Source organism: Runella sp. R5_40, from assembly GCF_057652295.1.
Genome location: NZ_JBYFCH010000008.1, coordinates 85,567 through 99,743, shown reverse-complemented (window position 1 = coordinate 99,743; position 14,177 = coordinate 85,567). Strand labels below are relative to the sequence as shown.

The following is a 14,177-nucleotide window of genomic DNA, read 5'->3' as shown; positions in this document are numbered from 1 at the left end:
TTTTAGGGAGGGTTGTGGATAAACTCAAACCCTATCTTTAACGTTCGTGCAGCAAGTTAAACGACATATTTTTGCTTTTCTGGCCTTTGCTTCTTTTCTGTTGGCATTGCTATCGTTTTTTGTCTTTGAAAGAGGCGCATTAGGAGCATCAGAGGAAAAATATTTTTCGGCTGTCAAAGAACGCGTAAAACAAGAACTGGATCTCTCCCACAAAGAACTAGGAGAAATCATGACGATTGCCTCCCAAAACAGTTCTCGTCAATTCTCCGCCTTTCGTCGTCCAACCAAATACCCCTATTACATCTTCCAAAATGGGCAACTGGTTTTTTGGTCCGACTATCGTTTTATTCCCGAATACGAATCAATTCGTAAAATTGCCCAAACCCAGCTAGTTACCTTTGAACAAGGGAAGTTTCTGGTAAGTCGGCGGCAGCTAGTTCAGAATGACACCCGCCTTGATGTCGTTTCGGTGATTAATTTATACAGCCACTATAAAAACAAAAACAACTACTTTCAGTCGGGCTACAACACCGAGCTATTTTCGATTGACCCTCAGCAGATTTCGACGCGCTTGGGGCCTATTTACAGCAACGTCCTCGACAACAACACCCATTTCCTGTTTTCAATTACTCCCCCCAAATTTGAGACCTACAACCAAACGACTCCTGTCAACAGCATTATTTGGGGTGCATTGTGTATTTTCTTTTTGGGGATTTACGTCATCCGTTGGATACTCCGATGGAGCCGCGAGCGTCATTATGAGCGCGCTTTTGTTTTGCTCGCCCTGTATTTGATGCTTTTACGGCTTGGAATGCTGTATTTTGGGGTTCCGTTTGTGTTTTACGAGAACGATATTTTTAACCCTAAATTTTACGCTTCATCGCCCATTGCTCCATCTTTGGGCGACTTGCTACTCAACTCCATCGTTGTTTTTGTCTTGGTGTTGTATTTGGCAGATTTTTATTTTCGTTCCAAAATTTACTCAAGTTTACTTCGTGTTTCGGGCGTTCCCAAAGTATTGTTGTCTGGGCTATTTGTCATTCTTAGCTTTGGGGTCTTTTACGGATGTTTTTCTGAACTACAGAACATCTACGAAAAATCGCAGTTTACCCTCGACATCACCTTGAGCATTTCATTCTCGGTTCTCAAGATTGTCTGCATTATTATATTTATCTGTATTTCAAGTATTTACTTCCTTGGAACACATTTATTTGTCAGTTTGTTTATTCGCTTCAACCCCAAAAATCGCGTTCAAGGAACGCTCATTTTTTTGCTGAGTTGTGGCGTATTTGTACTGCTTTTATGGCTTTTTGGCGGCCAGCTTACTTGGGTTTTGTGGATTCACGCCATTTATTTTATTGTACTTTATTTCTCACGGTTTCCTCGTATTCTCTATTCGTTTCGGTATCGAACCACCATTTATTATTTCACGGGAGCATTCTTTTGGGCATTGGTAACGACCTACGTTGTTTATACCGAAGAAGACCGCAAAGACATCACGAACAAGAAGGAATTTGGCCAAAAAATCATCGCTGAAAACGACCCTTTTGGCGAGTTTTTGCTCGACCGCGCCAAAGATGCCATCAGTAAAGATGTTGATATTCAGGAAACATTTATCAGTGATACCATTCTCTCCCGCGAGCGGATTCAGCAAAAAGTAAAAAGTATTCACTTAGATAAATATTTCGACAAATACGACATTGAGGTGCTTTCGTTCAAAGCCGATGGTCAGCCGCTTGATAATACGTTTGATGCCCTCAACTTCGATGATTACACACACCCGTATCGGCAAGTGAAGTACCAGACCAATTATCCTTCCTTGTTTTTTATTAATGACCTTGTCAATAACTTCAAAAAACAATACCTCAGCCTGATTGACATTCGGCAAGATTCGCTCTTGCTAGGGTGGGTCGTGCTCAATCTAAACCCCCGCGAAGACCAACCCAAGAATGTGTATCCAGAGTTGTTGATGGACAAAAAGTTTGTCCCAACTCCCGAAACACGGCAATATAGTTACGCTATTTATGACGCCCAAAAGGAGCTTATGTACAGCTCGGGCAGCTACAATTACGACCGTAAAATGCCCCTTACGGTGTTAGATGATTCCACACTTTTTGATACGGGACTCCTTTTGTACGATTACAAACACGTAGGAAGCCGAGACAAAAACAAACGCTATGTGGTGGTATCGTCAAAGTCGTATCCATTCAAAAGCCTGACTTCCAACTTTTCGTTTTTGTACTTGGTTTTGGTGCTGTACGTCATCTGTATTATTGCCGTTTATGCGCTCAAATATGGATTCCGACGGCTGAAAATCAGTTATACGACCAAAATCCAAATCTTACTAAATGTAGCCTTTTTCTTGCCGCTTATTTTGATTGTTTTGATTACGTTGAGTGTCATTAGTACCAATTATTTCAACAACCAAGAAAGCTCGTACCTTTCCAGCACCAAAAACATTGCTACCAACTTTGTCCCTTACCTTGAGGAACAGCTAGATGGCATTCGCAGCAAGGACTCGATGGAAGAAGAGCTGGGAAAAATTGCCCGCGATGCCAACGTTGACATCAATTTTTTCTCGAACGACGGTACGTTGTACATGACCACCAAACCGCTCATTTACGAAAGTAAGCTGCTCTCTAAGTGGATTAACCCTGACGCCTATATTCACCTGATACAAGACCGCGAAAATGAGGTTTTGCTGGACGAATCGTTGGGAAAAAAACAATACCGTACCGCTTACGTAACCCTACGAGCAAGTAGCAATAGTAAACCTCTTGGGGTACTTAGTATTCCGCATTTTGATTCAAAACCCGAGTTAGACCGCCAAATTATTGAGGTTATCTCGACGATTTTGAGCGTTTTCGCCATTATGTTTTTGGTGTTTTTGGTGCTGTCCTACTGGGCATCTAACCTTTTGACAATACCGCTCCGAATCATGACGCAGAAGTTTCGTCGCATCAATTTACACCAGCTCAATGAGCCCGTAGATTGGAAATCAGACGACGAAATCGGGACGTTGGTGAAGTCGTACAACGATATGCTCAAAAAACTCAGCGAAAGCAAAGAAGAGTTGGCCAAAAACGAAAAACAATCGGCTTGGCGGGAAATGGCCAAGCAAGTAGCGCACGAAATCAAGAACCCACTGACGCCGATGAAGTTGACGATTCAGCAACTTCAGCGAACGATGCTACGTGATTTGCCGCCAAATATGCCCCAAAGCGAGCGGATTCGGCGGACGTTTGAATCGCTCATCGACCAAATCGACAACATCAGTGACATTGCGACGTCGTTCTCGGATTTTGCTAAAATGCCGTTGCCCAAGAACGAGCTGTTTGAAATTTCTTCGGTTCTCAACAAAGCCGCTGATTTGTATTCTGACGACCCAAAAATCACCCTGCAACGAGATATTCGGGTACAGCGGGTCAATGTCATGGGCGACCGACAGCTCATTGGGCGTATCATCACCAACCTCATCATCAACGGTATTCAGTCCGTGCCTGAAGGCCGCCGTCCTGAGATTTCGCTACGACTCCGTACCGACGAAGGCAACGTTTATATTGAAGTGCAGGACAACGGGAACGGGATTCCTGAACCCATTCGTCCGAAGGTATTTTTACCCAACTTTAGCACCAAACAAGGCGGCTCTGGCCTCGGTTTGGCCATTGCCAAACGAGGCGTAGAACACGCTGGAGGGACTATTTGGTTTGAAACGGAAGACGGAGTCGGCACCTCCTTTTTCTTATCGCTTCCGCTTACCCACAGCCCGCTGCTGTCAGAAGTAAAATAATGAGTTATTTTTTTCGGGTATCAAGGCCATAGCCTTTCAAAATACCTCTTGCCAAGGCGGTTTTGTGTACTTCGTCGGCTCCGTCGTAGATACGTGCCGCTCGCTCGTGGGCGTACCAGTACGATAACAGTACGTCGCTGGTCATGCCTAGCCCGCCGTGAGTCTGAATGGCGCGGTCAATTACCCGAAGCATCATGTTGGCCGTAAAGAACTTAATCATCGAAATTTCGTCCCGCACGGCCGCTGCTCCGCGCTCGTCAATGTGCTTGGCCGTACGCAATACTAGCAAACGTGCAGCGTCGATTTCGGCCCTGCTTTCGGCAATAAACCCCTGGATAAACTGCTTTTCTCCCAAAAAAACGCCCTCTTCCATTTCCCGACTAGCGGCATAGCGGCACATCAAATCAAAACTTCGCTCGGCAATCCCGATAAAACGCATACAGTGGTGAATCCGACCAGGGCCGAGGCGCTCTTGCGCCAATAAAAACCCTGCCCCTTCGGCACCAATTAGGTTTGACTGAGGCACTCGAACATTTTCGTAGAGCATCTCGGCGTGGCTCGCCCAGCTATCGCCCGCATGGCCCATGATGGGGATATTGCGTACCAGTTTTACCCCAGGGGTATCCATCGGAACGATGATTTGGCTGGCCCGTTTGTGCGGAGCAGCATCGGGATTGGTTACGGCCATCACCACGGCAAAAGCCGCGCCGTCGGCACTGCTGGTAAACCATTTGTGGCCATTAATCACGTAATCATCCCCGTCTTTGACCGCCGTCGTACCCATGCGCGTAGGATTTGACCCTGCAAATTCGGGCTCCGTCATACTAAAACAACTACGGATATCGCCGTCCATCAATGGCTTTAAGTACTGCTCTTTCAAATGCGTGGGGGCGTATTTGTGCATTAGTTCGGTATTCCCAATGTCGGGAGCTTGAGTATTGAACACAAAATGCCCAAAAGGCGAACTGGCCAGCACTTCGCTGATTTGACCAAATTCACAGAGCGTGAGGTTTAGCCCGCCGTCTTCTTCGGGCAAGTGCAATCCCCACAAACCTGCTTTTTTGACCAACTGCCGTTTTTTCTGAAGAATCGGCTCAACGTGCGAAAAGTCATGGGCAAGGTATTCGGGGGTTTCGAGTGGGTATAACTCACTCTCAATGAAGGCTTTGATTTTCGGAAGGAGCTCTTTAATGCGCTCAGTAACAAAAAGTGATTCCATAAAGTATAGATTTAAGCAAATATAAAGTATTTAGACTACTAACTTTGTCAAAGTCCCAAACTTTGACAAAGTTCATGATTACACTCCAAAACGCTTTTGTTCGTCGCTACGACACCGTTGTTTTATCCGACCTTTCGCTCACCATTCAAACGGGTGAACAGTGGGCCATCATTGGAGAAAATGGAAGTGGAAAATCCACATTATTAGAGGTTTTGGCGGGAAAATGGCCCATTTGGCGCGGAAAATTGACCCACGATTACGGCGATGTGTTACTCTCAAAAGTGGCCGAACTGGTTCCGTCTGATTACTCTTTCAATCGCATCATCAGATCCGCTGCGCAGTATTACCAGCAGCGTTTTCATAGCCACGAAGCGGAAGTGGCACCCACCGTTCGTGAAGTGCTGACCAATCAACTCAAGCCCGTAGGAACCGTTGACAACCATTCGGTGGTGCTTCCGCCTAACACCATTAGCGAAGCCGATTTACTGGCCACTTGCCAGTTGCTTTCCATCGACCACCTGCTCGACCGTCACTTTGTGACCTTGTCCAACGGCGAAACTCGGCGGATGCTTTTGGCGCGGTCGCTGCTCAAAAAACCGCAATTATTGCTTTTAGATAACCCCTTTTCGGGCTTGGACGTCCACTCGCGCGAAGTACTCAGAAACGCCCTTGCGCACCTCAAAGAAGCAGGCGTTACCATTGTGTTGGTTACCTCCTCCGTCGAAATTCCCCAAAGCGTCACCCACGTGGTTCGATTGAAAGAAGGGAGAATTATTTCGGAAGAAGAATCACTTTCAGAAACCGACAAAGCTACGTTTCAGCCCCGCGAAGTAGTCCCGATTTCTCCAACGTATAATTTTTCGTTGGCGGTCAACTTGCGCAACATCACCATTACTTACAGTGGTAAAAAAGTGCTCGATAACGTCAATTGGCAAATCAAAAAAGGGGAGAAGTGGGCGCTTGTTGGCCCTAATGGGTCGGGGAAATCGACGTTGTTGAGTATTTTAACCGCCGACAATCCTCAACGTTTTGCTAATGATTATGATTTGTTTGACCTCAAACGAGGTGGGCCGTCGATGTGGGACGTCAAAAACAAAATTGGGCACGTTTCTCCCGAACTTCATTTGTATTTCCCCCAAGAAACCACCGTTTTTAAAACCATTGCTTCAGGCTTTTTTGACGCTACGGGGGTGTATTTCCGAAAACTAACGGAAGACCAACTACAACAAACCCACGCCGTTGCCGAATGGCTCAACGTGGGTTCGTTACTTGATAAATTATTTAAAAACCTTTCCAAAGGCCAGCAACGCCTCGTTTTATTGGCCAGAGCGCTGGTGAAACATCCACCGCTGCTGATTTTAGACGAACCCTGCCAAGGGCTAGATTTTGCAGCCGTAGAGCATTTTAAGGAGGTTGTAAACGCCGTCTGTGATTCGCAAGAGCAAACGCTCATTTACGTTTCTCATTATCCTTACGAAATCCCGAGCTGCGTTACCCAAACCCTCCGCCTCTCCGAAGGCGTTGTCTGTTAAGGCCTAATTGCCGTCTTTGGGTCTTGCTTTTTTGGCATCAATCACTTCGGTAAACGTACTAACCGCCGCCGCGCCAAAGAAGCCCAACGCTTTGCGTCCCGTTGGATTGGTATTTTGTATGTTGCTGTAAATATTGGACGGAGCCGTTGCAAACAGTCCTTGGTTGTTCGACTCAGCCCTTACTTGGTTTAAGAAATAGTACCCTTCCAACGGAATGCTGTACAGCTCTACTTTGACGGTGTCTTTTTCTTTGTAAAACTCAGGCGAAATAGCCCGACGAATGGGCAAAATAAAGCGCAAACCATCGCTGTTGGCGCCTGGGCTAAACGCGGCATCGTACGCGATGGTGATTTCGGTCGTTTTGTTGAAATACTTGCCGTTTTTGTAGCTCTTTATCCAGTAGCAGTCTCCCGCTCCCGCTGGATCACGGGCAAAAAACTCCGCCGTATAGCCTTCTTGAGGTGCATCATCCGCGGGAGCAATCGGTAATTTGTCAAAGAAATAGGTCACTGAGTCAATTTTAGGAACCCGATTGAGCTTGCTCACGGCGGTATATTCTTCGGTTCCCATTTTGATGCGCAACGTGTAAGTTCGTCCTACCCGCCCGATGGTATCGCTGGCAGCCACTGGCTTCCAAACGTAGTTTCCATCTTTTTTAAGGTCAACAAAAGAGAATACCCCGCCTTTATCGTCGGTAACGGTCACGGTCGCGTTGAGGACTGGTTTTGCGGGGCTGTTATCAAAATACCCCGCCGATTCGGTCAGGCGAATGGTTTGGCTGGTTTGTTGGTTCGTTACCCAACCATCGACTACTAGCTGTGGGGCACCTGATTTTACGTCCAAATCCACCACATCTTCGCAGCTCGTGAGGGTTGCTACGGTCAAAAATGCAAGGCTGGTATAGGTCAAAAAAGTATGAAGCGTATTCTTTTTCATGGCGATTAAAATTTAAAGTTGTACGTAATGGCAGGAACCACCGAGCCAATCACCGCGTAGCGAACGGCTTCGGTTTTGAGGTTATTATCCTCATTTTGACGCACATACATTGAGAAAGGATTACGACGATTATAGACGTTATAAACACTGAGTACCCACTCGCCTTGGCCTTTGCCAAAGAGTTTTTTCTTCGATTTAAGCGTCGCACCTAAATCGAGACGATGGTAAGCGGGGATGCGGGCAGCGTTGCGGCTGTTGTCCACATTTTGCGGCAACGTCCAGCCTCCCCATTCAAAGCGGTTGGTAGGGAAAGTCGCAGGAGTCCCCGTATTGAAGGCAAAATTGGCCGAGAAGCTCAAACGGTCGTTGAGTTGATACAATACCACCGTCGAAAGGTTATGGGTTTTGTCAAAACGCGCAGGAAACCAATTGTCATTGTTAATGCCTTCTATTTTACGTTCCGTACGCGCAAGGGTATAACTCACCCAGCCCGTCAGCTTGCCACGATTTTTTTTCACATACACCTCGGCTCCGTACGCCCGACCGTTACCAAAAAGCAGGTCACCTTCGAGGTACGTATTGAGCAACAAATCGGAGTTGGCTACGTAGTCAATTTGGTTTTGAAGCTTCTTGTAATAGACCTCCAACGAAGCCTCGTACATGTTTTCTTGAAAGTTTTGAAACCAACCCAATGCCACTTGGTCGGCTAGTTGTGGCTTAATAATTTTTGAACTCAACGTCCACACATCCAACGGCGAACTTGCTGCCGTGTTTGACAATAGGTGCAAATACTGAGCTGTTCGGTTATAGCTCGCCTTGATGGAAGTAGAAGGACTTACCTCTATTTTGGTCGAAAAACGTGGCTCCCAATTGCCATACGTATTTATCACGCCCGATTCGTATTTTTTCTCCGAAACGGGGAGTTTTCGGTCGCCTTTCACCACTTCCAAAAACTCGTAGGCCGTCCCTGGCCCTAAATTTCGGAAATACGAATACCGAATTCCGTACTGAAACGACAACCATTCGTTGAGTTTTTGGTCATTTCCGATGTACAAAGACGACTCGTCAGCATAACGTGGGTCTAAGCTAATGTTTCGTTCTTCACCACTCGAAATCGCCGTCGCTGTGCCTGGTTTGGTGCTGTAATTGATGTACTGTCCACCAAAAGTAACGGTGTTGTTAGGCGTAAGATAGTACGTAAAATCGGGCTTCATACTCCACGTCTTAATGCTCGAATTCCACTTAAATTTATCCCCGCTTTTGTTCTTATTGTTACGATCCGATTCTAAACCATAGTCATAATTTGAGTAGAATGCGGTGGCATTCATAAACAATTTGTTGTTAAAAACGTGGTTCCAGCGAACCGTTGCCGTTTGGTTTCCCCACTCAAAACCAAAGTCCGCCCCAAAGACATCGCGCCCGAAGTAGCCCGAAGCAAAGACCGTATTTTTGTCATCAATGCGGTAATTGGCTTTGGCCGTAAGGTCATAGAAATAAAAGCGTGAGTTTTTTAAATCTCCGTTCAAAAACGGCTTCGCCAGCACGTCGATGTACGAACGACGCCCCGCCACAATGAACGACCCTTTGCTTTTAGCAAACGGCTGTTCGTAGCTCAAACGGGAGAAAATCGTCCCAATTCCGCCGTTGATTTCGCGTTTTTTGGCATTTCCTTCTTTCAAACGCACGTCTAAAATCGACGAAATACGGCCGCCATACTGCGCAGGAATCCCACCTTTAACGAGTTTTACGTCTTTGACCGCATCGGGGTTAAACACCGAGAAAAACCCAAACAAGTGCGAGGCGTTGAAGACAGGTGCTTCGTCGAGCAGGACTAAGTTTTGGTCAATATTTCCACCCCTGACGTTGAACCCGCTGGCTCCTTCGCCCACGCTCGTCACTCCAGGGAGCAATTGAATACTTCGCACCAAATCCACTTCCCCGAGCAAGGCTGGCATTTGGCGAATGGTCTTCATCTCCACCTTATTGACCGACATCTCAATGTTCTTGACATTCTCGTCTTCTTTCGTGGTTTTGACAATGACTTCTTGCAGCTTCACACTTTCGTCCTTGAGTTCGATACTGAGCTTTAAATCGTCAGTAAGCGTCACTTTTTTCTCTACTTTTTCGTAGCCAATGTAATTGAAAACCAGCGTGTAAGAGACGCCTGTTGGCAGGTTTAAGGCATAATAGCCGTAGTCGTTGGTCACGGTTCCGTTCCCTATTTCTCGAACATAGACCGATACCCCAATCAGACTTTCACCATTGGAGGCATCTTTGATGTACCCGCTAATCGTTCGTTTTTCTTGGCTGTACGCCCACGTGGCCATCCCAAGCCACAGCAAAATACTAAAGATATGTTTCATAGCTGACAATAAGTGGCAAGCCACCGTTACTTGTTAATGGATAAAAGAAGAAGTTTACATTTGTACTTTTTCGTTATAAAAACGAGGCAAACCTACGTTTTTGTTTAAAAAAATAAGACTAAATTGGGACAAAGTGCCAAAAAAGTGGCGTGAACGGGAAGAATACTCCCACCAACAAGAAAGGCGCTGTGGGTACAGCGCCTTTCTTGTTGAGTATGTCTATTTATTTAATTTTTTAATCTACCACCACTTCGTCCATCGCTATGGTCGTGGGGCGACCTGCTTCTGGATGGCCTGCGGGGGCATTTCCTGCATTTTTAGCCCGTACTCGAATGTAACGCGCCCGAGCCGTTTTGAAATCGGCAACCACGGGTAAAATTTGCCATCCGCCTTCTAATTGGTACGTCACAGGTTGCGCCAAGGCTTCTTTGAAACTTTCGCCGTCGCGCGAGAGACCAATTTCCACCGAAGTAGGAGGGAAGATGTTGTACAAAATCAGTTTCAAGAAATTGGCCGACACTTTGGTCACGGGTTTTACCTCGCCCAAATCAATCGTAATTTCCAAATCTTTACCCGACATCTGCACCCATTCCGCGCTGTTTTGAGGGCTTTGAGCCACCTGCCCGTCGGTCAATTTCTTTTTATCAGGGTCGGCCCAGTCGGCAGGAGCAGCAGCGTATTTGTAAGGTTTTCCTTTGGCGCGGTGCACAAAGAACTTTTCCTCAAAAGTAGCGCCAGCGGTCGTAATGGCCTTGATGGTCGTGATTTTGTCCAACGTAATCGGCATGGTGTATTCCGTCGAGCTGGTCGTAGGCTGCTTGCCGTCGGTAGTGTAGTAGGTTTTACTGTCCGAGTCTAATTTATCCAAACGCACCTGCAACTGCCCTTGGTTGTTGAACTGCGTCACCGCCCGAACGTCTAAAATACGTTTTGAATAATTGACTTTGATGTAATCCAATCGCTTTAAATGTTCTTTCAAACGCATCGCAAAATCCTCAAAATTTTTGACGCCCGAAGGCATCCAAGCCGATTCCGCAATGGCCGTAGCCCGAGGAAACGTCATGTATTCTACTTGTTCGGGTGTTGGCACATATTCCGTCCATAAGTTTCCTTGTACCCCCAAAATGTATTTTTTAGACGCCTCATCAAAACCGTCGGCGGGGTCGTAGCCATATACTTTTTCGATGGGCAAATACCCACCAATCGCCAACGGTTCTTTGGCAGGATTACCTTGGTAATAATCGAGGTAATAGTAGGTCGTCGGCGTCATGATGACATTGTGCTTTTGCTTGGCCGCTTCGATGCCTCCTGACGTGCCTCTCCAGCTCATAACAGTCGCGTTGGGCGCGACGCCACCTTCCAAAATCTCATCCCAACCAATAATGCTTTTTCCTTTGGAGTTGACAAACTTCTCAATGCGCTTTATGAAGTAACTTTGCAGCTCGTGTTCGTCTTTCAAGCCTTGTTTTTTAATCAATTCTTGGCAAAACGTACTCTTCTTCCACGCGTCTTTCGGGCATTCGTCACCGCCAATGTGTACGTATTTACTGGGGAAAAGCGCCATTACTTCCGTCAACACATCCTGCAAAAAGGTAAAGGTTTTTTCTGTGGGGCAAAATACGTCGTACATCACGCCCCATTTGGTGCCCACTTGGTAGTTTTTTGAAGGCTCACATCCTAACTCTGGATAAGCCGCCAACGCCGCCGTTGCGTGCCCTGGCAGTTCGATTTCGGGGATAATCGTGACGTATTTCGACTGAGCGTACTTCACGATGTCTTTGATTTCGGCTTGGGTATAAAACCCACCGTATTCTTTTCCGTCGTATTTCTGAGGGTAATTTTCTGAGTAGTGCCCCACAAGCGTTTCCTTGCGTTTTGAGCCCACTTGTGTGAGTTTGGGGTACTTCTTTATCTCAATGCGCCAGCCTTGGTCATCGGTCAAATGCCAGTGCAATACGTTCATTTTGTGCAGGGCTAGTAGGTCGATGTATTTTTTGACAAACGAAGCAGGCATAAAATGACGCGCTACGTCGAGCATCAATCCTCGGTGGACAAAGCGGGGTTTGTCTTGAATTTGGCAAACAGGCATTGCCCACGCGACGTTTTCGACGGGCGTAGGGCTAAAAACCGCCGTGGGTAACAGTTGAAGGATGGTTTGTAAACCGTAAAAAGCCCCTTGTGGCGTCGCCGATTCCAGAATCACGCGCTCTTTTCCTACCACCAATTTGTACCCTTCGTTTCCTAAGCCCAAGGCTTTGTTCAAACGAATAAAAATGGTGTTGGTCGCCGTCGGGGGAGCGGCGGGCGCAACCACCAAATTCAATTTAGAGGCTGTTTTAAGGGCACTGGCCAACGATTGCGCAATGGGTTTCAGTAAGGCATCTTTGGCAGTGACAATGATTTTGGTCTGCCCATTGATCACAAACTGCCCGTCGCCGCCGTTGAACTGCGCAGGAAAAGGCACCAAGTTGTAGCTATTGTCTTGGGCATAAAGTGAGGTACAATAAATGAAAGCGAGAGAGAAAACAAAAAGTAATTTCTTCATACGTAAATAATCGTCGTTTGGGGAACAAAGGAACTAAAAAACGGCAGCAATCGAAAAATTAGTGTGTAAGCGGCCCAAAACAAAAACGCCCTGACCTACCTATCCAAAGTGCTCTGACACCCTATGCGAATTTGACCAACAAACGCGTAGATACTAGAAGGCTGTATTTTCACTACCTACCAACGCGATAGAGCGGTTAAGGCTATTCTTGAGTTTTTGAACTATGGGCTGCTTTTGCCTCGCTTTGAGGCACTTTTCAGGCACTCACCGTGTCACAGACACTCTGTTTATTTTTAGTACGTAGTCTTGAAGGCGACGCACAACGATTCTGGTTTTTATTTTTCAGAACTCTAAGATGAATTAGCGAGATATAATTAGTAGCCTTCTATATAAAGATTGTCTCTATTTGTCTGAAGCTCATAAAAAGTATCAGTCTTTACTCGTTTTTGAAATATTCTTGCATTATTATTTGTTTCCTTGTAATACCCTGATATATAATTAATAGTTATTTGATTATTAGTACAGGTTGCTACAACCTGATAGTTAGAGTCCAAACCACCTAAAAAACTATCTATTAAACTTTCTTTTTGCGGAATAGATTTTTCTTCTATTTTCCCATAAGCAAATATGACCCCTCTTTCACCTATCTTATTATATTCAATTCGGGTCAAAGTCGTATTAGGACAATTCTTAAATCCATAATGTGTTATACTATACTGTGGCCTGAGAAGTACGTATATAACGTTAATTCCAATTAGGCATAACAAGGTTACTATCACTTTTGATTTCAACTTATTTTCTTGGTTTATAGGATAACCAATTAGATGTACGACTCCAACGATTAGCATTCCCAAATACTTACTCATTTGATTTCACTCCTACAATTATCGTATTATAGTTCAGTAGAGCTTTTCGATATGAGCTATGTTCATTTACTAATCCCAACGAAACATAAAGGTCTCTACTAAGAATTAGGGACTTATTAAAAACCTTTACCTCGATTTGAGGCAGTTATGGCCAATCTTTAAGACTCAGATATGGGTTAGGAGAGTATTAGTCACCTATCTCTTTCTAACAAGAAAAACTCTTTAAACTTGATGCAAGTTATTTTCCTAATACTATCTTTATCAATTACTCTTGTACCTGTAATGATAAAACTTGGTATCATACTTGAATTTTCTTTTTCTTCTTTTTTAATACGTTTAATGTCCCAATTCTCTATCAATTTACACATAATTTTAGTAAATATTTTTTCATCAGTAAAAACAAATTTCCCTAATTCATATTTATAGTTGACTTCATTTTTACTATTCCATATTTTTCCATAGAAAATACTACTTTCATAGTCGTACGTTTCAAGGATGAAAAGAGTATCACTATTGCTAAAATTATTTAGTTTACCTATTCCAATTAATTTTACACGTATTGCATGGTAATAGTCTTTGCCGCCTTTTCGTATTTTATCCTTGAGTTGGGTTTTGGATATAGCGAAAGAAAGTTCCTTCAGATTATGTTTATTATAGCTTTGACTCAACGAAATTGAAAATATAATACTGAGCACCAACGTTTTCATTTTTGACACTGTTTAAGGCATATAAATTTGATTTAAACAATTCTAATCACTTAAATGTCAGAACATACACCTCCAAGCAAGATTAAGGCTTATACCCATGCTTTTTGCCTCGCGAGGGCTTAATAAATGTTGATTGCTTTGTAATGAAGTGACTTAAAGTTAACAATCCAACTAAAAAACGGCAGCAATCGAAAAATTAGTGTGTAAGCGACCCAAAAC

8 protein-coding genes are annotated in these 14,177 nt (G+C 44.9%); 2 read left to right on the top strand and 6 right to left on the bottom strand.

Features of this window, described 5'->3' with window-relative positions; all coding sequences use genetic code 11:
• The first annotated feature begins 46 nt into the window (after nt 1-46).
• Nucleotides 47-3,790 carry a sensor histidine kinase gene (locus tag AC23N5_RS16075; protein WP_487756364.1) on the top strand — a complete coding sequence of 1,248 codons (3,744 nt, stop codon included), beginning with the start codon at nt 47-49 and terminating at the stop codon, nt 3,788-3,790.
• Between the two features lie 4 nt (nt 3,791-3,794).
• Here the strand turns inward: AC23N5_RS16075 and AC23N5_RS16070 are convergent, their stop codons facing one another.
• Nucleotides 3,795-5,009, bottom strand: a complete 1,215-nt coding sequence (locus AC23N5_RS16070; RefSeq protein WP_487756363.1) for an acyl-CoA dehydrogenase family protein — start codon at nt 5,007-5,009, stop codon at nt 3,795-3,797.
• Nucleotides 5,010-5,083: 74 nt separating this feature from the next.
• On the opposite strand from AC23N5_RS16070, the gene AC23N5_RS16065 reads away from it, so the two are divergent.
• Nucleotides 5,084-6,541 (top strand): ATP-binding cassette domain-containing protein, encoded by a 1,458-nt coding sequence (locus tag AC23N5_RS16065; protein WP_487756362.1) that lies wholly within the window; start codon nt 5,084-5,086, stop codon nt 6,539-6,541.
• A 3-nt stretch (nt 6,542-6,544) separates the two neighbouring features.
• Here AC23N5_RS16065 and AC23N5_RS16060 read toward each other — a convergent pair whose 3' ends face one another.
• The 5 genes from AC23N5_RS16060 to AC23N5_RS16040 form a co-directional block, all read right to left on the bottom strand.
• Nucleotides 6,545-7,477, bottom strand: a complete 933-nt coding sequence (locus tag AC23N5_RS16060) for a DUF4249 domain-containing protein (RefSeq protein WP_487756361.1) — start codon at nt 7,475-7,477, stop codon at nt 6,545-6,547.
• Between the two features lie 5 nt (nt 7,478-7,482).
• Complete coding sequence (locus tag AC23N5_RS16055) at nt 7,483-9,840, bottom strand: TonB-dependent receptor (protein WP_183978855.1); 2,358 nt, start codon at nt 9,838-9,840, stop codon at nt 7,483-7,485.
• A gap of 235 nt (nt 9,841-10,075) precedes the next feature.
• Nucleotides 10,076-12,385, bottom strand: coding sequence for a glycoside hydrolase family 20 protein (locus tag AC23N5_RS16050; protein WP_487756360.1), 2,310 nt, complete (start codon nt 12,383-12,385; stop codon nt 10,076-10,078).
• 374 nt (nt 12,386-12,759) lie between these two features.
• The gene (locus AC23N5_RS16045; RefSeq protein ID WP_487756359.1) at nt 12,760-13,251 is read right to left on the bottom strand and encodes a hypothetical protein; all 492 of its coding nucleotides are present in this window, start codon (nt 13,249-13,251) and stop codon (nt 12,760-12,762) included.
• A 191-nt stretch (nt 13,252-13,442) separates the two neighbouring features.
• Entirely contained in the window at nt 13,443-13,958 is a 516-nt protein-coding gene (locus AC23N5_RS16040; RefSeq protein ID WP_487756358.1) for a hypothetical protein, read from the bottom strand.
• Between the last annotated feature and the right edge of the window lie 219 nt (nt 13,959-14,177).

Bases quoted from the DNA above. Each gene is read 5' to 3' on its own strand.
- AC23N5_RS16055 (WP_183978855.1), bottom strand. From the start codon at position 9,840: ATGAAACATATCTTTAGTATTTTGCTGTGGCTTGGGATGGCCACGTGG.
- AC23N5_RS16070 (WP_487756363.1), bottom strand. From the start codon at position 5,009: ATGGAATCACTTTTTGTTACTGAGCGCATTAAAGAGCTCCTTCCGAAA.
- AC23N5_RS16050 (WP_487756360.1), bottom strand. From the start codon at position 12,385: ATGAAGAAATTACTTTTTGTTTTCTCTCTCGCTTTCATTTATTGTACC.
- AC23N5_RS16065 (WP_487756362.1), top strand. From the start codon at position 5,084: ATGATTACACTCCAAAACGCTTTTGTTCGTCGCTACGACACCGTTGTT.
- AC23N5_RS16045 (WP_487756359.1), bottom strand. From the start codon at position 13,251: ATGAGTAAGTATTTGGGAATGCTAATCGTTGGAGTCGTACATCTAATT.
- AC23N5_RS16060 (WP_487756361.1), bottom strand. From the start codon at position 7,477: ATGAAAAAGAATACGCTTCATACTTTTTTGACCTATACCAGCCTTGCA.
- AC23N5_RS16040 (WP_487756358.1), bottom strand. From the start codon at position 13,958: ATGAAAACGTTGGTGCTCAGTATTATATTTTCAATTTCGTTGAGTCAA.